This window comes from Collinsella sp. AF20-14LB (genome assembly GCF_003459505.1).
In the GTDB taxonomy this organism is placed as follows: domain Bacteria; phylum Actinomycetota; class Coriobacteriia; order Coriobacteriales; family Coriobacteriaceae; genus Collinsella.
The window spans coordinates 48,602-69,312 of sequence record NZ_QRWD01000005.1; the positions used below are offsets into that span (position 1 = coordinate 48,602).

A 20,711-nucleotide genomic window follows, 5' to 3' on the forward strand; every position below is an offset into this window, starting at 1 on the left:
ATGTTCGCAGCTCAGAGGCATCGCCTCTGGGCTGTTTTGTTTTGGTCGCCAAATGGGTCGCCAAATACGTCACCAAATTTCGAGTTTTTGATCTTCCGGGATGCCTCTCAGTAGTCATCCGAGGAAACTCTCATCTTCTCCGTTTGCATACACATATCTTTCAAGGATTCGTGCCGCGGTTGCATGAGGCTCGGCAAGGCATGACCGCAACATGTTGGTCAAGCATAATCTTTTGGATTCTTTTGGCGTGAGCGGCTTGGTTTTGGTAGGATTTGTCAGCGGCTTGACTAAGGGGGTTTTATAACTGCCATGCAGGTAGCCGTGTTGGTAACGTTTTACCGACTTGTCAAATACCCCTCATTTTTAATGCGTCTGCAAAATGACTAATTGCTTTGACCTGCTGAAACACTATATGTTGTGTTTGATCTAAAAAAAGAATACAGGATATAGATGCCTCTTTGTCGTATGATAGATGGCGGACAGAGAACGAAGACCTTAACTGCCTCTTTTGAACGTATCCTTGAGCCGCTTGATCGGCTCCTGGGAATGTCCGCATGGAGGCTTATGGTTTATCGAGAACACAGATTGCGCGACGGCGCCGCAAGACAGGGGCAAGCCCTGCCGGGCATCGTTTGGCTCTGAAGCGCAATGAGGCTACGATGCGAAAGAGGCAAGAGGATGAAGATCATCAAGCGCAGCGGCACCGAGGTTGTCTTTGACATCGATAAGATCGTCAATGCCATCCGCGCCGCCAACTTGGAGGTCGAGGAGAGCTCTCGTCTAACCGACCGCCAGGTGGTTTACGCGGCACAAAACGTCGCCGAGGCATGTGAGAACGCGGGCCACACCGTTTCGGTCGAGGAGATCCAGGATTTGGTCGAGGACGAGATCATGCGTCTCGACTGCTACGAGGTTGCCCGCCACTACATCATCTATCGCTATGTCCAGAGCCTGAAGCGCCAGAAGAACACGACCGACGACAAGATTCTGTCGCTCATCGAGTGCAACAACGAAGAGGTCAAGCAGGAGAACTCCAACAAGAACCCGACCGTCAATTCCGTTCAGCGTGACTACATGGCCGGCGAGATTTCCAAGGACCTGACTCAGCGTGTGCTGCTGCCCCAGGAGATCGTGGATGCTCACAATGAGGGTCTGATCCACTTCCATGATTCGGACTACTTTGCCCAGCACATGCATAACTGCGACCTGGTGAACCTGGAGGATATGCTCCAGAACGGTACTGTTATCTCGGGTACGCTGATTGAGAAGCCGCACAGCTTCTCGACGGCTTGCAACATCGCGACGCAGATCATCGCCCAGGTTGCTTCCTCCCAGTACGGTGGCCAGTCGATTTCGCTGACCCATCTTGCCCCGTTCGTCGAGGTGAGCCGTCAAAAGATTCGCGGCGAGGTCGCCCGCGAGCTCGAGGAGCTCGGCGTTTCCGCATCTCCCGAAAAGGTCCGCGAGGTTGTTGAGGACCGCCTGCGTGACGAGATCCGTCGCGGCGTCCAGACGATTCAGTATCAGGTCGTGACCCTTATGACCACCAACGGCCAAGCGCCGTTCGTGACGGTCTTCATGTATCTCAACGAGGCTCGCTCAGCGCAGGAGAAGCACGACCTTGCCATGATCGTGGAGGAGACGCTTCGTCAGCGCTACGAGGGCGTTAAGAACGAAGCCGGCGTGTGGATTACCCCGGCATTCCCCAAGCTTATCTATGTACTCGAGGACGATAACGTTCACGAGAATTCCCCGTACTTCTACCTGACCCAGCTGGCTGCCAAGTGCACCGCCAAGCGCATGGTGCCCGACTACATCTCCGAGAAGAAGATGCGCGAGCTCAAGCTGTCTAAGGGCGAGACCGCCGGCAACGGCGATTGCTACACCTGCATGGGTTGCCGCAGCTTCTTGACGCCCGACCGCTCCGGTAACGGATTTAACAACGTAGCCAACGCGCTGAACTATGACCCGACCAAACCTAAGTACTATGGCCGCTTTAACCAGGGTGTTGTGACCATCAACCTGCCCGATGTCGCGCTGAGCTCGCATCAGGACATGGACAAGTTCTGGAAGATCTTCGACGAGCGCCTTGAGCTGTGCCACCGTGCCCTGCTGTGCCGTCATGAGCGCCTGATGGGTACGCTTTCGGATGCCGCACCGATTTTGTGGCAGTACGGCGCCCTCGCTCGTCTGAAGAAGGGCGAGACGATCGACAAACTGCTCGTGGGCGGATACTCTACCATCAGCCTGGGCTATGCTGGCCTGTATGAGTGCGTCAAGTACATGACGGGCCACAGCCACACCGAGAAGGAAGGCACGCCGTTTGCCATGGCCGTCATGCAGCGCATGAACGACAAGTGCGCCGAGTGGAAGGCCGAAAGCGATATCGATTTCTCGCTGTACGGTACGCCGTTGGAGTCGACGACTTACAAGTTCGCCAAGTGCCTGCAGCGTCGTTTTGGCATTATTCCGGGCGTGACGGACAAGGGCTACATTACCAACAGCTATCACGTCCACGTGTCCGAGGAGATTGATGCTTTCGACAAGCTTAAGTTTGAGGGCATGTTCCAGCAGCTTTCGCCGGGCGGTGCTATCTCCTACGTTGAGGTTCCCAACATGCAGGACAACCTCAAGGCTGTCATTCGCGTGATGCAGTACATCTACGACAACATCATGTACGCCGAGCTCAACACCAAGAGCGACTACTGCCAGGTGTGCGGCTACGATGGCGAGATCAAGATTGTCGAGGATGACGGCAAGCTGGTGTGGGAGTGCCCCAGCTGCGGCAACCGCGACCAGGAGAAGATGAATGTCGCCCGTCGCACGTGCGGCTACATCGGTACCCAGTTCTGGAACCAGGGTCGAACCGAGGAGATCCGCGACCGCGTGCTGCATCTCTAATAGTCATCCCAGGCCGCCCCGTAGCGAGGCCCCGGACCTTTACTCGCTATTTCGGACAGTCCTGGCTCACGATGGAGGCGCCACTGGCGCCTCCTGTTCGTGCGGAACTCATATCGAGCAAAGGTCCGGGGCCTCGCTACGGGGCGGCCAAGTTGATGTAGCTGAGATGCAGCATGCGGTCTGCTCACTCCTCGAAGTTCTTAGCGGAAATAATTCGAGCTGCAGCTGCGATTTACTTGCGATGGCGGTTGAGCCGCAACCCAGTTTTTATTGGACCTCGAACCCTATACTCGATGTTCGCTTCGTTCATTGAGTTGCCTTTTGCATGAGGCCGGGACATATCGTTCCGCCCGCAGTTTCGCAGGCCAAAGGCCGAGAATGTTTGAGGACGGAATGATATACTCCAGACCCCCCAGGAAGGTTACTTATGAACTACGCGAACATTAAGTATTTCGACATTGCTGATGGGGAAGGCGTCCGCACTTCTCTGTTTGTGAGCGGGTGCCGTCGTGGGTGCAAGAATTGCTTTAACTCTGTTGCGTGGGACTTTGCTGCGGGCGAGCCCTTTGATCGTGCCGTCGAGGACAAGATTATCGAGAGCCTCGATCATCCCTTTATCGATGGCCTGACGATTCTGGGCGGCGAGCCTATGGAGCCCGAGAATCAGGCGGGGCTCGTTGATTTCATTGAGCGCGTGCGCGCGGCTTACCCGGTGGAGTCGGGGAAGACTATTTGGTGCTTTACCGGCGATGTGCTCGAGGAGCTTATGCCGGGCGGTCGCCATCATACCGAGGTGACGGATCGCATCCTTGCCTGCCTTGACATGTTGGTGGACGGCCCGTTTGTTCAGGACCTGTACGATATCTCGTTGCGCTTTAGGGGCTCGAGCAACCAGCGCGTGATCGATATGAACGCTACGCGCGCCCGTGCTGAGCGCGAGGGCGTTGCGCTTTGTGATGCGGTTGAACTTTGGCGTGATGATCCGGTCTATTCGACCCATACTATGTAGCTTGTGGTCGATGCCGAAGGGCGTGGTACCATAGTGCGAACGTGAAATCGGAAAAGTGAGGCCCAGATGGTCGATCAGGAAAAAGTCGAGGCCGCCATTAAGCTGTTGCTTGAGGGCATAGGCGAGGACCCAACTCGTGAGGGCCTGCTGGAGACCCCGGCGCGCGTTGCCCGTATGTATGGTGAGATCGCCGGCGGTATGGACCAGAGTGCCGAGGAACACCTGTCCAAAACCTTTGCCGTCGCTTCGAACGATTTGGTTATCGAGCGCGACATCACGTTCTACTCGCTGTGCGAACATCATCTGCTGCCGTTTTATGGTAAGGCCGCCATTGGTTATATCCCTAACGGTCGGGTGGCTGGGCTTTCCAAGCTCGCCCGCACGGTTGAGGTTTATGCCCGCCGTCTTCAGCTGCAGGAGCAACTGTGCGCACAGGTTGCCGATGCCCTCATGGATTATCTCGCTCCCCAGGGAGCGATTGTGTTGATGGAGGCCGAGCATATGTGCATGACGATGCGTGGCGTGCAAAAGCCCGGCACCAAGACCGTGACGCTTGCTCGCCGCGGCGTCTTTGAGGCCGATCCCGCGCTCGAGGAGCGTTTCTTTAGGATGCTGGGCCGCTAACCATGAGAGTCGTCAACGACTTTACATCGAAGACCGATGAGCGGACGTCGCGTCGCGGCTTTATGGCTTCGGGCTTGGCCCCCTTTGGTGCCATGCCTCGCATTGATTACATTTGTGCCAACGGGCTGTTCCGGCGGCACCTGGGCAACATCGTACAGTTGGAATCGGGGCGCATCTTCTGCCGCCACGGTATTGACCATCTGCTCGATGTCGCTCGCATTATGTGGATCAAGAATCTCGAGGAACAGCTCGAATTTGACCGCGAGGTCATCTACGCCACGGCACTTCTTCACGATATCGGCAAAGATGAACAGTATGAATCGGGTATATCCCATGATGTTGCAAGCGAACGCGTCGCTGATGCGATTCTCGGCGGCATGCCCGATGACGTGGCGTTTGAGCCGGCCGATGCCGCAGCCATTAAGACGGCCATTCTGGGCCATCGAAAGCTGCGCGTGAACAGCCAACCGCTTGAGCGTCTGCTCTATGCAGCCGACAAAGCGTCGCGTGCCTGCTTTGCATGCCCCGCGCGCAACGCTTGCAACTGGAGCGATGATAAAAAGAACCTGTCGATTCGCGTGTAGTTAGTTTGTGCGGTCGGGGTTCTAAACGAAGGAGACGATCGCGTTGAGTAACAAGAAACTGCCCGAGAATGCAACCAAGACTGAAGGTGCTGAGCTCGCCCGCCGTGGAAGGGGCGAATTATCCACCGCAACGGCGGTGCCTCACGTGAGCTATGACGATCTGCGCCATGCCGATCGTATTGTCATTGACGGCCTTGAGGTTTTTGCCAACCATGGCGTGTATCCCGAGGAGAACGCGCTGGGTCAGAAGTTCATCGTTTCTCTGGTGCTCTATGCCGACCTGCGCACGGCGGGGGAGCACGATAACCTGGACGCTTCGATTGACTACGGCTCGGTGTGCCACGATGTCGATGGCTATCTGCGCGAGCATACGTTTAAGCTCATCGAGGCGGCAGCCGAGGGGACAGCCCAGATGCTGCTGCGCCGTTATCCCTCGCTGCTTGGTGTGCGCATAAAGCTCGATAAGCCGTGGGCTCCTGTTGGCCTGCCCCTGGCAAGCTGCGGCGTCGAGATCGAGCGCGTGCGCTAGTCGACGCTAGAGCTTGTTGAGGGGTGGCTGCTTGAGCCGCTGAGACAGTGCTCTATTGTTGGGACAGTACGTGTCGAGCAGGGCGTGAAAGCGCTGATTGTGGCTCGGCTCGAGCAGATGGACGAGCTCGTGGGCGACAACCATGTCGAGGCATTCGACAGGGTAGGCGGCGAGCTCGCGCGCGATGCGAATGGCGCCGGTTTTGGGTGTGCAGGAGCCCCAACGCGTTTTCATGCTGCGCACGGAGACGCGGGCCACGGTGACGCTCATTGCGATTTCGTACGCGTGCACGATGTCGCGTAGCGCTGCGGTGACCTCGGACGCGTAGAGCTGGTCGATGTGGGCTTGGAGCTCGTCGGACGTTAGGCCGTCGAGGATTGCGTGCCGCTTGGCCTGCGGGCCTTCGTCCGATTCATCGGTACCCATAAAACTTGCGAAGGTGGCCTGTTTGGGTCGCGGTGCGGGTGATGCAAAGTTGTGATCGAGTGCATCCTGTACCGTGATGGGCTTGCCCCAAAGTGCAATGATGGACGAGGGGCTGAGCGGCTCTCGTGCCGTCGCCTGACGTTGCTCGCGCTGGGCAAGTCGGCTGATAATCCAGGCGCTGTTGCGCTTCACAAACGCTTCGATACGCTCGCGGCTGGCGCCGATCGGTGCGCTGGCGTGGACCTCGCCGCTCGATGTGACGCGTAGGTTGAAGTTTTTGACGCGCTTTTTGGTAACGACGACGGGGATGGTCGTCCCATCCGGTCGGGATGCGGAAATCGTAAACTGCTGCGTCAAAAGCGGTCCTTCAGATCGGGGACGGGCCGGCATGTCGACCGTTCGGCATGCCGGCCCGCTCAAGGGATGTGAAATTAATAACGCTCGAAGAAGGCAAGCGCGTTGTCGCTGCAGAGCTTTTGCATCACGGTCTTGCCAAAATGCTTGGAAAGCATGTTCTGGAATTCGGGCATCTTGCTGGCATCGGAGAGGAAAGCGGGCACCGTGGCGCCGTCCCAGTCGCCGCCGAGCGCGATGACGTCCTCGCCGCCCAGGTCGAGCCAGTGCTCGATATGCGCCGCCAGCTGGTCGAAGGTGACGTCTGCGGCGGTCTTGTCGGTTGCGTCGTTGGAAAGGAACTCGCTGCAGTAGTTGAGGCCGACGATGCCACCCATGTCGCGAATGGTGCGGAACTGGTCGTCGGTAAGGTTGCGTTTGGCGCCGCAAACCGCACGGGAGTTGGAGTGGCTGGCGACGAAGGGGCGCGTGGCGCGGGCGGCGACCTCGTCAAAGCACTCATCGTTGAGGTGGGAGACGTCGAGCACCATGCCGGCGTGCTCCATCTGCGTAAGCGCCTCGATGCCGGCGGCGGTGAGGCCGGCGTGGGTGTCGTGGCCGCTCGCGAGCGGTCCCTGCGCGTTCCAGCTGAGTGACGACATAAGCACGCCCAGGCTCTTGAGCACCTCGATCAGCGCGGGGTCCTCGGCAAAGAACGTGGCGTTTTCGATGGTGTGGATGCAAGCGACCTTGCCGTCCTTGAGCGCGGGGCGAATGTCTGCGGCGCTGCGCACGTTGACCATACGGTCGTGGTTGAGCATTGCCTGGCCGCTCATATGCGCCATGATCTGCGCCTGGAAGCGCGCGGCGTGGGCGGTGGGAATCTCGTCGGGGACAAACGTGGCGAAGCACTGTGCCCACGGCGTGTTGCCGATCTTTGCGAGCGAGATGGCACAGGCGTTACCCTCGATGAGGTCGAAATCTTGCGGATGCGTTTCGTCGCCGGGGAAATAACCGTCGGTGCCGGCGGTAAAGCGCAGGTCGAGATCGAGCGTGGCCCAGCCGATTCGGTCGGCAGTGTCGCAGTGTAGGTCAAATACGGGATATGCCATGGTTCCTCCGGTTGCAGCGTTTCTTTGCAAACTGTCATTGAATTGTATGACTAGGGTATAGTTAGCGCCATATGTTCACGGCGGCCCGCGTTGTGCGCCGCCCTTATCACGGAGGTTGTCATGTCCAACCAGGGCAAGAAGGTCAAGACCCATTATCGCGGCACGCTCGATGACGGCACGCAGTTCGATAGCTCCTACGATCGCGGCGAGCCGCTGGAGTTCACCTGCGGCGCCGGTCAGATGATCAAGGGCTTCGATGCCGCTGTTGTCGACATGCAGGTGGGCGAGAAGAAGACCGTGCACATCCCGGCCGCCGATGCCTACGGCGAGCACAACCCCGAGATGGTCCTGACCTTCCCGGCCGAACAGGTTCCCAACATCGAGCAGATCGAGAAGGGCATGAAGCTCTTCCTGTCCACGCCGAGCGGTATGCCCGTCCCCGCCGTGGTCATCGACGTAACGCCCGAGGCCGTGACGCTCGACGCCAACCACGAGCTGGCCGGCAAGGACCTCAACTTTGATATCGAGCTCGTCGAGGTCGAGGGTTAGAGTATGCCTGAGCGCTTGGTTTCGACGACATGCTTGGGAAATCTCAACGATCCGTCCTATGAACTCCTACTTCGCCGGGAGCTGGGCGGTGTCTTTGAAGTTGACGAGCTCCTGCTCGATTGGGACCAGGCTGATGCGCGCACGTTTGTGGGCGTGACGGAGCTGGGGCGCACGATCGATGTTCGGCTGGATACTGCCGACGGCGGTCGTCTTGCCGATGGCGACGTGCTCACCATTGACCGTTCGGGCAGGGTGCCCGTGGTGGTTGTCGTGCGCCTGCGCAGCGCCGAGGTCTATTTGGTCGAAGTCGACCGCATGGATCCGATTGCGCTCGCGCATGCGTGCTGGGAGATCGGCAACATGCATGCGCCGCTCTTCCGGGGCGACTCGGACGAGCATACCGTGCGCATGTATACGCCGGTGCAGCCGGTTTTGGGCCGTATGCTTCGCGGCGTCGAGGGAGCTCGAATCTCGACGGTTACCCGTGAACTCGATGCGGACCGGCGCTTTGCGTCGTGTGCGGCGGATGCCGTTGTGAGTATGGCTCCAGACTTTACGATCGTAAAGAAGGCGCGCGGTTAACGTGCGTATAAGTAAGACGGACTTTGAGAGGCAACTATTCAAAGTCCGTCTTTCTGTTGATGAGATGCTGTGGGGGAAAGCATATGGGTCTTGAAGGAATCAAGCTGATTGCATGCGATTTGGACGGCACGTTGCTGCATCCGGGGGAGCGCGAGCCGCGTTCCGAGGCCTTTGAGCTCATCGATGAGCTGCATCGTCACGGTATCGTGTTTATGCCGGCGAGCGGCCGTCAATATGCGAGTTTGCGCTATCTGTTTGCCCCGGTGGCCGATGAGCTCGCCTATGTATGCGAAAACGGAGCCCTGGTGATGAGCGAGGGACGTGCCGTTGTCAAGCGTTCCATGGAGCGTAGCCTTGCTATGGATATCGCGAATGCCGTGGTTGCGTATCCCCATGCCGACGTGACCCTTTCGTGTGAGGGACACCTCTACACCATGAGCGGCAACGATGCGTTCGTCGACCATTTGCGCTATGAGGTCCACTGCGATGTGGCGGTGGTCGACCGCCCCGAGGACATCGACGAGGACGTCATTAAGATTGCCTTCCAGACGCCCGAGGTGGATCAGCCGGCGGCCCTGGAGTATTTCGAGTGCCTCTTTAGCGACTGTGTCGACGTGATGACGTCGGGAACCGAATGGACGGACTTTATCGGTTTCGGTTCGGGCAAGGGCTCCGCGCTTGCCGATTACGGTCGTGCCCTGGGTATTTCGCCCGATGAGATGATGGCGTTTGGCGATAACGAAAACGACCGCGACATGCTCAACGTCGTGGGCCATCCTTATCTAATGGAGAGCTGCAATCCCTCTATGCGTGGCATCAACGACCGCGTCCGTTACGCGCGCACGGTCGAAGAGGAATTGCATCGCCTGCTTGCTGAGTAGATATTTGGGACATGCCTAGAAATCTATTTTTTGCTGCAAAGCGCGGAAAGGTGGATTTTAAGGCATGTCCTGAACATCTACCGGCAGTCGGGGCAGAGACCCTCGAAGATGGTGTAGTGCGACGTGACGTGCCAGCCGATTTGCTCGGACGCCTTGGCGTCGAGCTGGGCATCGAAGGGGAGCGGTACGTCGATGACGCGGCTGCATGAGGTGCAGATGATATGCGCATGCGGCTCGATCGTGCGATCGAAGCGGCTGCCGCCCGGCGTCTTGATGGAGAGGATTTCGCCGGCGTCGGCCAAGAGATTGAGATTGCGGTAGACCGTACCGCGGCTGATTTTGTCATCCTGCGCGCGCACGACGTTGTAGATTTCGTCGGCGGTGGGATGGTTATAGCTTTGGCGCACGGCGTCAAGAACCAGCTTTCGCTGCCTGGTATTCCTTCTTTGCACCGCCATGCGCCTCGCCTCTTTTCTATTAACGGTCGTAGGTAAATGATACCGTATTTAGCACACAATACTAATAATGAGGACTGAAACCGTCTTCATTGGCAAGTGGGGCTCGGGCCTGGGCGTCTACGAGGCGAAAACGCGTTCCCATGCGCTCGTAGGAGGCATGAAGCGCCTCAAGATGAGATAGGACGTTTGCCGGAGCTCCCTGTATCTCCATCTCAACTGAGCCGTCTTCCATATTACGCACCCAGCCGGTGAGGGAGCGTGCCTGCGCGAGGTTGGTGTTGGTAAAGCGAAAACCAACGCCTTGGACTTGCCCCGCCCAGCGCAGAAAATAGCGCAGGGGAGTGTCTTGAGTGGCCTCGTCGCTTGCGAGCACGGTAAGCCTGCGGCGCAGCTCGAGCTCGACGTTTGATGGTTTTTGAGGCTCTCGACTGCCTCCGGTGACGCTGGAGAAGAACGTATCGAAGAAGCCCATCGCTATGCCTGCTTGCCTGCGTCAGCCGGGAAGGTTATGCCGGCCTGCTGGCGCACGGCATCCATGATGCGCAGTGAGACGAGCGTGACATCGCGGTAGTGTCCGAGCTCGTGGCGTCCCGCCGGGGTCTCCCAAATCTCTTCCTTAACGTTATCGATGCCGCCGATGGCGGTGATAAAGTCTGTGAGTTCGTATTCCATAGTGTTGCTCGATTTGGGCAGGTCGAGCACGCGGCCGTTGTCTCCCTGTTCGCGCGGTGCCTCGGTCGCCGAGCCGCGTACGACGTCGCCGCGATAGTCGATGCGGACGTTGCGGGGCGTGGACAGATGGTCGATCTGGATAGTGCCACGCTCGCCTTCGATCTGCGAGGGCAGCAGGTCATTCGTAATTTTGGAGTGCGCGAGCTCGACGGAGATGCTGCCTCCGCCATAGCTGGCGAGGATGGAACCGCAGCCGTCGATGGGGCCGTGCGTGAGCTGTCGCGTGGTGGGGTCGAGCAGGGTAGCCATGCTCGTAAGGCCGGAGGGCATGCCGAAAATCTCGACCATGGGCTCGACGGTGTAGACGCCAATGTCCATGAGGGAACCCGATGCCATATTGCAGTCGAAGATATTGGTGGCGCGTCCCGCGAGAATCTCGTTGTAGCGCGAGGAATATTTGCCAAAGCGCAATGAGGCGCGGCGGATGGGGGCGATCTCGCCCAGGGCGTCCTCGATGGCGTGGAAGGCGGGGTCGTGGAGGGGACGCATGGCCTCGAGGGCCACGACACCTGCTGCCTCGGCAGCGCGGAAGACTTCCAGCGCCTGCGCTTCGGTGGCGCAGAAGGGCTTCTCGACGATGACGTGCTTGCCACCGGCGATGCAGACAAGGGCCTGCTCGTAGTGAAGTGCGTTAGGGCTGCCGATATAGACGGCGTCGACGTCGGCAGCTGCCGCGAGCTCATCGAGCGACGTAAAGTTTCGCTCGCCACCGCGCTCGGCGGTAAAGGCAGTACCGCGATTGGCGTCGCGTGAAAGCGTGCCCACAAACGCGGCTTGGTCGTTGGCGTTGACGACTTGGATAAAGTCGTCGGTGATCATGGATGTACCGATGGTCGCGATGCGCAGCATACGTCTCCCTTGCGTTGTTTGGTCTACAGGATGAGTGTAGCGCGTGGGGATATAAAGCTGCGCGAAAACGCTATTACAGGTCGCTCTCGTTAAAGCCGGTGTCGATATCGAGGTTGCTGCCGTCGGCCGCCGTGGTGGCGAGCTCATCACAGCGCTCGTTGAGCTCGTGACCGGCGTGACCCTTAACCCAGATGAACTCAACCTTGTGCTTGCTTTTGGCGGTGAGTAGGCGCTCCCACAGGTCGCGGTTCTTGACGGGTTGCTTGTTGGCGGTTTTCCATCCGCGCTTTTTCCAGCCGTCGATCCAGTGCTTGTTAAAGGCGTTGACGACATACTGCGAATCGGAATGGACTTCGACCTCGCAAGGGCGGTTGAGCGCCTCGAGCGCCACGATGACCGCCATGAGTTCCATGCGGTTGTTGGTGGTCTTGGCGTAGCCGCGCGAAAGCTCGGAGGTGAAGGTCTTGCCGGCGGGGTTGGTGTATTTGAGCACGGCGCCGTAGCCGCCGCGTCCCGGATTTGATCGGGCCGAGCCGTCGGTATAGATGATGACCTTCACGGGCCTCCTTTCGTTGGGTACGTTTCGTGTGAGTGACCATTGTAGCGCCATGCCCGCCGGGGGCTAGCAATCTACGATTTCTACCCCGTCTTCCGACAGTTAGTTGGCACGGATGATGCGGTTGAGCTCGTCGAGGTATTGCTGCAAGAGGGGAGAGGGCTTGCGCTCGTCGTGCATGATATAGCCTACGTGCATCGTTGGGGCGTCTGCTAACGGGATCGATGCCATACCCCATTGCATTTCATTGGAGAGGACACCGGTCGACAGGGTGTAACCGTTCGACGTGATAAGTAAGTTAGTAAGTGTTCCGCGGTCCGAGATTCGTATGTTGCGGTCGCAAGGGATATAGCTAAAAGGTTCCTCGGCGTAATAGAAGGAGCTCGAGGTGCCTTGCTCAAAGCTGTAGCGCGTATAGGGTGTAAGGTCGGCAAGGGACAGCTGCGGGCGGCGTGCGAGCGGGTGGCGCTCGCTAACGAAGACGTGGACCGTCGCGTCGAAGAGGGGATGGAAGCTTGCACGGGCATCGGCGAAGGCCTTCTGCAGAACGCGGGCGTTAAAGTCGTCCAGATAGAGGATGCCGATGTCGCTGCGAAACGCGCGGACGTCATCGATGATCTGCGACGTGGTGGTCTCGCGCATGATGAATTCGAACTTGCTGTCCCGGCAGCGCTCGACGACGTTGACGAAGGCCTCGACCGAAAAAGCGTAATGCTGGGCCGAGATGGCAAGGCGCGCCTGGGGCGTGCCGCCGTCCTCGTAGCGGGCCTCGAGCATATCGGCCTGCTCTACGACTTGACGCGCATAGCCCAAAAGCTCGGTGCCGTCGTTGGTGAGCGTGACGCCGCGGCTGGAGCGCGTAAAGATCTCCAGATGGAGCTCCTGTTCCAGGCTTTTGACGGCGTTTGAGATGTTGGACTGAGCGGTATAGAGGCGCTGAGCTGCGGCGTTGATTGAGCCGGACTCTGCCACGGCGATCAGAAAACGAAGCTGCTGGAGGGTCATCGACGCAATCCTTCCGATTGTTATCTATAAAAACGATAACATGTTAGCGCTTTTAAGTGATTGACCGAGGGAAACAATGCCCGTACTATTCAAAACACACAAAGGCGGTAGGTAATTAAGCCAACCACGGAACCGGGATGCGAAAGGAGGCCCGCATATGAATTGCTTACCAAGACGAATGCCGGGCTCCTGTTTGCGCCCGTCGGCGTGATCAGGAGGCAGCGACTTACTTCTCTCTTTTTATTTACTTTTGTTCGATCAAGGAGATCATCATGAGCCAGTTCATCAACAACCCCGAGCACACCTTTGGTTTCGATACCCTGCAGCTTCACGTTGGCCAGGAGAGCGCCGATCCCGCATCCGACTCCCGCGCCGTGCCTATCTACCAGACCACGAGCTATGTGTTCCGCAACTCCCAGCACGCCGCCGACCGCTTTGGTCTTGCCGATGCTGGTAACATCTACGGTCGTCTGACCAACTCCACCCAGGGCGTCTTCGAGGACCGTATCGCCGCACTCGAGGGTGGCGTGGCGGGTCTCGCCGTCGCCTCCGGTGCTGCTGCCATCACCTATACCCTGCAGGCTCTTGCCCAGGCCGGTGACCACGTGGTGGCTCAGAAGACCATCTACGGTGGCTCCTACAACCTGCTGGAGCATACGCTCTCCCAGTTTGGCGTCGAGACCACCTTCGTCGATGCCCATAACCTGGAAGAGGTCGAGGGGGCCATCAAGGACAACACCACGGTCATCTACCTCGAGACGCTCGGCAACCCCAACTCCGACATCCCCAACATCGACGCCATCTCCGAGATCGCCAAGAAGCACGGTCTGCCGGTTGTCGTCGACAACACCTTCGGCACCCCGTATCTGTTCCGTCCGCTGGAGCATGGTGCCAACATCGTCGTCCACTCCGCAACCAAGTTCATCGGCGGCCACGGCACCTCGCTGGGCGGTGTGATCGTCGACGGCGGTAACTTCGATTGGAAGGCGAGCGGAAAGTACGCCCAGATCGCCGAGCCCAACCCCTCCTACCACGGCGTTTCGTTTGCCGAGGCTGCCGGTCCCGCCGCCTTCGCGACCTATGTCCGCGCCATCTTGCTGCGCGACGAGGGCGCCTGCATCAGCCCGTTCAACGCCTGGGTCCTGCTCCAGGGCACCGAGACTCTGTCGCTGCGCGTCGACCGTCATGTCGAGAACACCAAGAAGGTCGTTGAGTTCCTGGCTGGTGACAGCCATGTTGCCAAGGTGAACCACCCGAGCCTGTCTGAGCACCCCGATCACGAGCTCTATCAGAAGTACTTCCCCAACGGTGGCGCGTCGATCTTCACCTTTGAGATTAAGGGTGGCCAGGAGGCAGCTTGGAAGTTCATCGATCATCTGCAGGTGTTCTCGCTGCTCGCCAACGTGGCCGACGTCAAGTCGCTCGTCGTGCACCCGGCTACCACCACGCACTCCCAGCTCTCTGCCGAGGAGCTCGCCGAGCAGAACATCACGCCCTCCACGATCCGTCTTTCCATCGGTACCGAGAACGCCGAGGACATCATTTGGGATCTGAAGCAGGCCTTCGCCGCGCTGGACGAGTAAGGCGACTTGTGCAAGGACCCCTTGCCACTCGATAGGTATAACTGCATAAAATGCCTGCTCAAGGCGCCTGCGCAAGCAATGGTTGCGCAGGCGCCTTTTTTGCATAGGAAGGGCGCTATTACAGGGTTTTTGGCATGCTTTATGCATTCGAGTTGTGGAAAACTCCTGTTGAGAGGATGTGAGTTTTACGCAATTGACGTGCGCCTTTTGAGTAAAACCGCAGGTCGCGATTTGCTCGAGGTACTATGCAGCGCGATCGAATCACACGCAGCTCAAACGCAGCAAAAACGCACTACGGAGGTTTCCAGCTACATGAGGATCGATTCACGAAAACCGAAAGCCGCCGCCCTTTCCGCCGCTCTGACCGTGGCGCTTTTGGCGGGCGCCGGCGCAACTGATGCCCACGCGGCAACACTGTCCGATACGGTTGGATCTACGCCGTCCGAGACGACGCTGGTACAGCCCGTTGATTATCGCGGCGATGGTTATGGTTCCATGCAGGAGTGGAACGCCTCGATGGAGGCCAAGCGCGATTCCCTTGAGATGCGCGCTCAGATTATCCTAAACATGTATGGTGACTATGCCACCGATGACGAGCGCGCTGTGCTGCAGGGTTGTATCGATGGTGCGGGCAGCCTTTTGACGATGGGGGAGGTCGACGCGAAGTCGACCGAGCTCGATGAGCTGCGCACTGCGCTTGAGAATGCCAAGCGCGAAGCGCTCGAGGCCGCTGCCGCCGAGGCGGAGGCTGCCGAGGCCGCCCAGGCTTCGTATTACAACGCCGGCTCCGGCTCGTCTTACACGTCTGCTGCGTATTACGCGAACGGCTCGGGTCTGACGCGCTCGAGCGGCGTCAATAACTATAACGGCCGCCGCGAGACTTATTACAGCAGCAACGTGTTGTATCACCACCGCACGGGCGAATGGACGCAGGATTCTGAGGGCTTCTGGCGCGATTCCGACGGCTATTACGTTGTTGCCGCGGGCGATATGGCCCAGGGCTCGACCTTTACGGGCTCCAAGGGTGATTGCAAGGTCTATGACTCCGGCTGCGCTGCCGGAACCACCGACTACTACACCGGTTGGTAATCTGCCATAAGCAAAATACGCACATGATGGGCGGGCGTCTTTACTGAGCTTTTAGACAACGTAAAGCCGCCCTTTCTTTATGTGCGCTTGAGTTAACAGAGCCCTTACCGTGGCGGTACGCTGGGCGTATGGATGCGGGGCACACTAGTTCATGAGAAATAAGGTCTTTCTCGTGGAGGAAGTGGTCTCATGAACGCTCGAGATATCGCTATCGCCGCCGTCGCATTGGTACTTGGCTGTCTTGGCCCTACAGCTGCGTTTGTCGCAGGCATGCAGGGCTCGTGCGGAGCTGCTCCTATTGTGGTCGGCGCGCTCATCGCAGCAGCGCTGCTGGGAAGTGCGGGCGTGACCCTTTGCCGCGATGACGAGGACGAGACGCCGCAGGTGCGGCGCTAGCCGTTGTGAAGCTGGTTTTGCCCATAGATGAAGAAGGAAGCCGCCGCAAGGGGAGTGCCCTTTGCGGCGGTTTTTGCTATTGAGACTGTTGGATGCGGTGCGGCGGCGTTACCAGCTGGCCTCGATTTCGCGGATGCGCGAATAGAGCCATTCGTTTTGCGGCACCTGGATACCGTGCTTGGCCGCGAGGCGGCAGATGGTACCCGCAAATTCCTCGACCTCGGTTCTGCGTTGAGCGATGCGGTCTTGCGCCATCGAGGGCATGCCGGCGGGATCGAGCCCTTTTATGAGACGCACCATCTGCGTTAGGTCTGCCTCGGTGAGCTCGATGCCCTCGGCATTGGCGACTGCAAGCGTCTCGCGCATGGCGGAGACAAAACTGCGGAGCTGCTCGGAGCCCTGCTCCGTAGCGCTTCCGTAGGTGCCGCCGTAGGCCATACAGGTCTGGTTGATGCCGTCGTTGAGCATGAGTTTGGCCCACATGCGATGTGCGATGTCGTGCTCGACGGTATGGGCGATGCCGCAACGCGTGTAGAGCTCGTCGATGGCGATAACGGTTGCGGGGTCGGTGCCGGCGGCCGCACCAAAGCGGATCTCGCCCGCATTGGTAAAGGTGAGCGCGCCGTTGAGAAACACGGCGTCCATGCCTTGGCATATTCCGAGGACGGTGTGCTCCCAGCCAAAGCGCTCGGCAATCTTCTGCTCGCTCGTGATGCCGTTGCACAGCGACGCGATCAGCGTGTCGGGTCCCACGACGCTTTCCAGGGTTTTGAGCGCCACATCGAGCCCGGTTGTCTTGACCGTGAGGATGACCAGGTCGACGGGCGTCGCCTCGCTCGCGCGGACGGACTTGAGCGCGCAGGGCTTGCCGTTGACGGTGAGCGCATCACCCGCGTGGCGCTCAAAGCGCGCGTCGTCCATAACGTATTCGACGGCGTCGTTGCCGAGCGCTTGGGCGATCATGCTGCCGTAGAGCAGGCCCACGCCGCCCTTGCCGATGAAGGCGACCTTGTTGATCTGCATGTGAATCATCTCCCCATAAAAAGGCGCCCGCGTATGGAGCGCCTGATGGATTGTATGCCGCCGGGCCATGTCGCGTGCACCGGATGGCCGTATTTAGAAGAACAAACGCATGGGAACTTATGACGCGGGGCAGACCGCAAAGACACGTGCGGGATATCCGACGCCATCACGCACCTTGGGGAAGGTGCAGAAGATGACGGCGCCCGTGGCGGGAAGCTCGTCTAGATGGTCCATGACCTCGATCTGATAGCGATCGACCGAGAGGATGTACTGTTCGCCGGGGTAGGGGTAGGCGTCCTCACGCGTGGTCACGCTCGCCGGGTCGGTGTCAGCCGGCTCGTGGCCGATGGCGCCGATGTCGCGCTCTTCAACGAGCCACTTGATGGCGTCGAGGTCCCAGCCGGGGTAGTGGGGCTGGCCGTCCTCGTCCTTGTTCTCGAGGTCGGCGAGCTTGGACCAGTCGGAGCGGAAGGCGACGAAAGCGTCCTCGGGAATGCGACCGTGCTCATCCTCCCAAGCTTTGAGGTCCTCGATGGTCAGGATAAAGTCGGGATTCGCGGCGCACTCCTCGTGCTTGTCGATCACGCAGAGCGGATGCATAAACTCGATGGGTTCAATCTCTCCAAGGGAACGGCCGTCAACATGGAAGTGGCGCGGTGCGTCGACATGCGTGCCGTACTGCGAAGCAACCGAATACTGGAAGCAACGCATGGGGGCGAGCATGTCCTCGGGCGTGCCGGGCAGGTAGTCGAAGAGCTTGGTGGACTCAAACGGCTTAAAGCCAAACCAGTGCGGGGTGTCGCATGAGAGCGTGTGGGTGAGGTCGACCCAGCGATAATCGTTGCTTTTGAGCTGGGAGGCGAGGTTCCAAAGGTCGAGCGCGGGCATGGGCGGCTCCTTTCATCGGGCTTTTTGCTGATGTTAAAGCGGTGCCGTGACAGCTCGATTTCTGCTGCGTTACGATACGTTCTCGATTGCGATTCCACGATGTTTCGGCCGCGTGACCATTGTGTTTCGCCTTGCCGGGGCGCTGATGGCGAAAGGAGGGGCCGTGCAATATCGCGTTGACCCCAAAAGTGGTAACCGAATATCCGCTCTGGGTCTGGGCTGCATGAGATTTCCCGGTGCGCCGGGACACCCCGATGCGAAGACAGCCGATGCCATCATTTCCCGTGCGGTGGAGCAGGGGATTAATTATCTGGATACCGCGTATCTCTATCCCGGTAACGAGGTGTGCGTGGGCGCCTCACTTGAGCGCCTGGGTCTGCGCGACCGCGTGTTGCTCGCGACTAAGTTGCCGCACGCTTCGTGCAAGTGCGCGGAGGATTTCGACCGGTTCTTCGACGAGCAACTGCACCGCCTGCGGACCGACCATATCGACTATTACCTTATGCACAACATCACTTCGCCCGCCCAGTGGGAGCGCGTGGTGGCGTTGGGCATCGAAGACTGGATTGCGCACCAAAAGGCTGCGGGGCGTATTCGCCAGATAGGTTTTTCGTATCACGGCAGTGCGGCGGACTTCCTGACGATGCTCGACGCGTATGACTGGGATTTTTGCCAGATTCAGTACAACTACGCTGGAGAGCGCTACCAAGCGGGAACGGCGGGACTTATAGCAGCCGCCGAGCGCGGGCTCGCGGTGTTTGTGATGGAACCGCTTTTGGGCGGACGCCTGGCGGGCAAGCTGCCTCCGCGGGCCCGCGCCGTGCTCGATGACGTACGCGATCCGTACCTGAAGACGCCGGCTGCTTGGGGCCTTTCGTGGGTGTGGAACCATCCTCAAGTCACGATGCTGCTTTCGGGCATGACCGATACCGCGCAGGTGGACGAGAACGCGGTGCTGGCCGATCGGGCCCTGCCGGATTCGATGACAGCCGCTCGGCTCGATACCATCGCACGCGTGCTGGCGGAGTTTGAAAAATCGAATCGCGTGCCCTGCACGGGATGCGGCTACTGCATGCCATGTCCCAAGGGTATTAACATTCCCGGCTGCTTTGCCGCTTACAACGCGAGCTATGCGCACAGCTGGTTTACGGGGCTGTCGCAATACTTTACGGCGAGCGCGGTGCGCACGAGCGAGCCCAAGCTCGTGAGCAATTGCGTCAAGTGCGGCAAATGTGCGCGTCACTGCCCGCAACACATCGATGTCCCCGAGCGTCTCGACGACGCGCGCCGACGTTTCCAGCCTGGCCCCGTAACGGCCGCGCTTAAAGTCTTCAGCAAAACTCGCTCCTCATGACCCTTTTATATCTTGTGATGGAATAGTTCCTGTTTGCGGCAGAATAGGGCGATAGCAGGAACTATTTCGTCGCAACTGAAGGGGGCTGTCGTGGGCCATCGGGATTCATGTGATGATTTGCGTGAGGTTCGTTGGGGCGTTTTGGGCGCTGGGCACATTTCGCATCGATTTGCATCGTCGCTCAAGAAGGTCGACGAGGCACGGCTGGTGGCTGCGGCCGGCCGCACTCCTGCACATGTCGAGGAATTTTGTCGAGCGTTTTCGATTGATGCCGCGCACAGTTATGCCACGGCTGACGATAGCGGCGATGCGGCTTATGACGCGCTGATTGCCGACCCCGATGTCGACGCAATCTACTTGGCTCTTCCGCATGGCATGCATACGCGTTGGGCCTGTCGCGCGCTGCGCGCCGGAAAGGCCGTGCTGTGCGAAAAGCCGGCCGTTTTGAGTGAGGAAGAGGCCCATGCGATCGCCTCTGTTTCCCGTGAGTGCGGTGTGCCGTTTATGGAGGCGATGAAAAATCGGTTTTGTCCGATGCATACTCGCGTGAAGGGTTTGCTTGCGTCGGGCGAGCTCGGCTGTATCGTCTCGATCGAAAGCGTGCAAAAACTCGATTATGGTGAGTCCCCTTCGAGTTATCTGCTCGATCCGTTGCAGGGTGGCTGTCTATATGACATGGGCTGCTATGCGGTCGGGTGGTTTGAGGATCTGCTTGCGGGTGCGTGCGATGTTTCGTCTCGTGAAGTTCGCTGGCGTGACGTATTAGGCGGCCGCGTGGATTGGGCCGATGAGATCCATATGAGTGTCGGCGGTATACCCATTCATATGGTGTGCGACGGCAAAGCAGCATATGAAAGCCGCTTAATGATTGCTTGCGAACGGGGTTCGGTGGAAATCGAGCGCCTCCATCGCCCCGAGCTCGCCCATGTGAAGTACTCCGACGGACGAATGCTCGAAATTAATGCCCCGTTTGATGTCGATGATTTCTACGGCGAAATTCAGCATGCGACGCAGCTCGTCCAGACGGGAGAGCTTGAAAGCCCCGTTATGCCTCTTGCCGCCACGCAGCGCTGCGCGCAGATAATCGATGCGATTCGCTTGACGCTCTAGGCTGCGGTGCTGGTGCTCAAGGGGGCTCGGCGGACCTTGCCCCTGATGCCCCTTTTATATCTTGCGGTGGAATACGGTCTGTTTGCGCCAAAATAAGGCACCAATAGACCGTATTTCACCGCAACTGATGAGGGGGAG

Annotated in this window: 22 protein-coding genes; 13 read left to right on the plus strand and 9 right to left on the minus strand. The window is 58.9% G+C overall.

Annotation, left to right across the window (positions count from 1 at the left end):
- The first annotated feature begins 678 nt into the window (after positions 1-678).
- The 5 genes from nrdD to folB all read left to right on the plus strand — a co-directional run bounded on the left by nrdD (position 679) and on the right by folB (position 5,647).
- The gene (gene nrdD, locus DWX63_RS03650) at positions 679-2,901 is read left to right on the plus strand and encodes an anaerobic ribonucleoside-triphosphate reductase (RefSeq protein WP_117842843.1); all 2,223 of its coding nucleotides are present in this window, start codon (positions 679-681) and stop codon (positions 2,899-2,901) included.
- 427 nt (positions 2,902-3,328) lie between these two features.
- Positions 3,329-3,910, plus strand: coding sequence for an anaerobic ribonucleoside-triphosphate reductase activating protein (nrdG, locus tag DWX63_RS03655; protein WP_117842844.1), 582 nt, complete (start codon positions 3,329-3,331; stop codon positions 3,908-3,910).
- A gap of 66 nt (positions 3,911-3,976) precedes the next feature.
- Positions 3,977-4,534, plus strand: a complete 558-nt coding sequence (gene folE, locus DWX63_RS03660; RefSeq protein ID WP_055309734.1) for a GTP cyclohydrolase I FolE — start codon at positions 3,977-3,979, stop codon at positions 4,532-4,534.
- A 2-nt stretch (positions 4,535-4,536) separates the two neighbouring features.
- Positions 4,537-5,118 (plus strand): HD domain-containing protein, encoded by a 582-nt coding sequence (locus DWX63_RS03665; protein ID WP_199411079.1) that lies wholly within the window; start codon positions 4,537-4,539, stop codon positions 5,116-5,118.
- A gap of 43 nt (positions 5,119-5,161) precedes the next feature.
- Entirely contained in the window at positions 5,162-5,647 is a 486-nt protein-coding gene (gene folB, locus DWX63_RS03670; RefSeq protein WP_199411080.1) for a dihydroneopterin aldolase, read from the plus strand.
- Positions 5,648-5,653: 6 nt separating this feature from the next.
- On the opposite strand, the gene DWX63_RS03675 is transcribed toward folB, so the two are convergent.
- Both DWX63_RS03675 and DWX63_RS03680 read right to left on the minus strand, forming a co-directional pair.
- Complete coding sequence (locus DWX63_RS03675) at positions 5,654-6,430, minus strand: M48 family metallopeptidase (protein ID WP_158559605.1); 777 nt, start codon at positions 6,428-6,430, stop codon at positions 5,654-5,656.
- A 74-nt stretch (positions 6,431-6,504) separates the two neighbouring features.
- Complete coding sequence (locus tag DWX63_RS03680; protein ID WP_089572972.1) at positions 6,505-7,518, minus strand: dipeptidase; 1,014 nt, start codon at positions 7,516-7,518, stop codon at positions 6,505-6,507.
- A gap of 120 nt (positions 7,519-7,638) precedes the next feature.
- On the opposite strand from DWX63_RS03680, the gene DWX63_RS03685 reads away from it, so the two are divergent.
- From DWX63_RS03685 to DWX63_RS03695, 3 genes are all read left to right on the plus strand, one after another.
- Complete coding sequence (locus tag DWX63_RS03685; protein ID WP_035138874.1) at positions 7,639-8,067, plus strand: peptidylprolyl isomerase; 429 nt, start codon at positions 7,639-7,641, stop codon at positions 8,065-8,067.
- A gap of 3 nt (positions 8,068-8,070) precedes the next feature.
- Positions 8,071-8,649: an urease accessory protein UreE gene (locus DWX63_RS03690; protein ID WP_117842846.1), complete on the plus strand. Its 579-nt coding sequence runs from the start codon at positions 8,071-8,073 to the stop codon at positions 8,647-8,649.
- A gap of 83 nt (positions 8,650-8,732) precedes the next feature.
- On the plus strand, positions 8,733-9,530 hold the full coding sequence (locus tag DWX63_RS03695) for an HAD-IIB family hydrolase (protein ID WP_158559606.1): 798 nt from the start codon (positions 8,733-8,735) through the stop codon (positions 9,528-9,530).
- Between the two features lie 77 nt (positions 9,531-9,607).
- Here DWX63_RS03695 and DWX63_RS03700 read toward each other — a convergent pair whose 3' ends face one another.
- The 5 genes from DWX63_RS03700 to DWX63_RS03720 all read right to left on the minus strand — a co-directional run bounded on the left by DWX63_RS03700 (position 9,608) and on the right by DWX63_RS03720 (position 13,130).
- The gene (locus DWX63_RS03700) at positions 9,608-9,988 is read right to left on the minus strand and encodes a Fur family transcriptional regulator (protein WP_172677978.1); all 381 of its coding nucleotides are present in this window, start codon (positions 9,986-9,988) and stop codon (positions 9,608-9,610) included.
- Positions 9,989-10,049: 61 nt separating this feature from the next.
- A complete protein-coding gene (locus DWX63_RS03705; RefSeq protein WP_117637457.1) occupies positions 10,050-10,460 on the minus strand; it encodes an acylphosphatase in 411 nt (136 codons plus the stop codon).
- 2 nt (positions 10,461-10,462) lie between these two features.
- Positions 10,463-11,569 (minus strand): Gfo/Idh/MocA family protein, encoded by a 1,107-nt coding sequence (locus tag DWX63_RS03710; protein WP_117842848.1) that lies wholly within the window; start codon positions 11,567-11,569, stop codon positions 10,463-10,465.
- Positions 11,570-11,642: 73 nt separating this feature from the next.
- Positions 11,643-12,179, minus strand: coding sequence for a ribonuclease HI (rnhA, locus tag DWX63_RS03715; protein ID WP_117842849.1), 537 nt, complete (start codon positions 12,177-12,179; stop codon positions 11,643-11,645).
- A 48-nt stretch (positions 12,180-12,227) separates the two neighbouring features.
- Positions 12,228-13,130 carry a LysR family transcriptional regulator gene (locus DWX63_RS03720; protein ID WP_117842850.1) on the minus strand — a complete coding sequence of 301 codons (903 nt, stop codon included), beginning with the start codon at positions 13,128-13,130 and terminating at the stop codon, positions 12,228-12,230.
- A gap of 272 nt (positions 13,131-13,402) precedes the next feature.
- Here DWX63_RS03720 and DWX63_RS03725 point away from each other — a divergent pair, with 272 nt between their 5' ends.
- The 3 genes from DWX63_RS03725 to DWX63_RS03735 all read left to right on the plus strand — a co-directional run bounded on the left by DWX63_RS03725 (position 13,403) and on the right by DWX63_RS03735 (position 16,198).
- A complete protein-coding gene (locus DWX63_RS03725; RefSeq protein WP_117564438.1) occupies positions 13,403-14,713 on the plus strand; it encodes an O-acetylhomoserine aminocarboxypropyltransferase/cysteine synthase family protein in 1,311 nt (436 codons plus the stop codon).
- A gap of 312 nt (positions 14,714-15,025) precedes the next feature.
- Complete coding sequence (locus DWX63_RS03730; RefSeq protein ID WP_117842851.1) at positions 15,026-15,802, plus strand: hypothetical protein; 777 nt, start codon at positions 15,026-15,028, stop codon at positions 15,800-15,802.
- Positions 15,803-15,991: 189 nt separating this feature from the next.
- Positions 15,992-16,198 (plus strand): hypothetical protein, encoded by a 207-nt coding sequence (locus DWX63_RS03735; RefSeq protein WP_117564436.1) that lies wholly within the window; start codon positions 15,992-15,994, stop codon positions 16,196-16,198.
- 108 nt (positions 16,199-16,306) lie between these two features.
- Here DWX63_RS03735 and DWX63_RS03740 read toward each other — a convergent pair whose 3' ends face one another.
- Both DWX63_RS03740 and DWX63_RS03745 read right to left on the minus strand, forming a co-directional pair.
- Positions 16,307-17,221, minus strand: a complete 915-nt coding sequence (locus tag DWX63_RS03740) for a ketopantoate reductase family protein (protein ID WP_233514453.1) — start codon at positions 17,219-17,221, stop codon at positions 16,307-16,309.
- Between the two features lie 117 nt (positions 17,222-17,338).
- Positions 17,339-18,109: a cyclase family protein gene (locus DWX63_RS03745; protein WP_089572994.1), complete on the minus strand. Its 771-nt coding sequence runs from the start codon at positions 18,107-18,109 to the stop codon at positions 17,339-17,341.
- 163 nt (positions 18,110-18,272) lie between these two features.
- Here DWX63_RS03745 and DWX63_RS03750 point away from each other — a divergent pair, with 163 nt between their 5' ends.
- Positions 18,273-19,463 (plus strand): aldo/keto reductase, encoded by a 1,191-nt coding sequence (locus DWX63_RS03750; protein ID WP_117564433.1) that lies wholly within the window; start codon positions 18,273-18,275, stop codon positions 19,461-19,463.
- Positions 19,464-19,553: 90 nt separating this feature from the next.
- Positions 19,554-20,573: a Gfo/Idh/MocA family protein gene (locus DWX63_RS03755; RefSeq protein ID WP_233514454.1), complete on the plus strand. Its 1,020-nt coding sequence runs from the start codon at positions 19,554-19,556 to the stop codon at positions 20,571-20,573.
- Positions 20,574-20,711 lie beyond the last annotated feature (138 nt).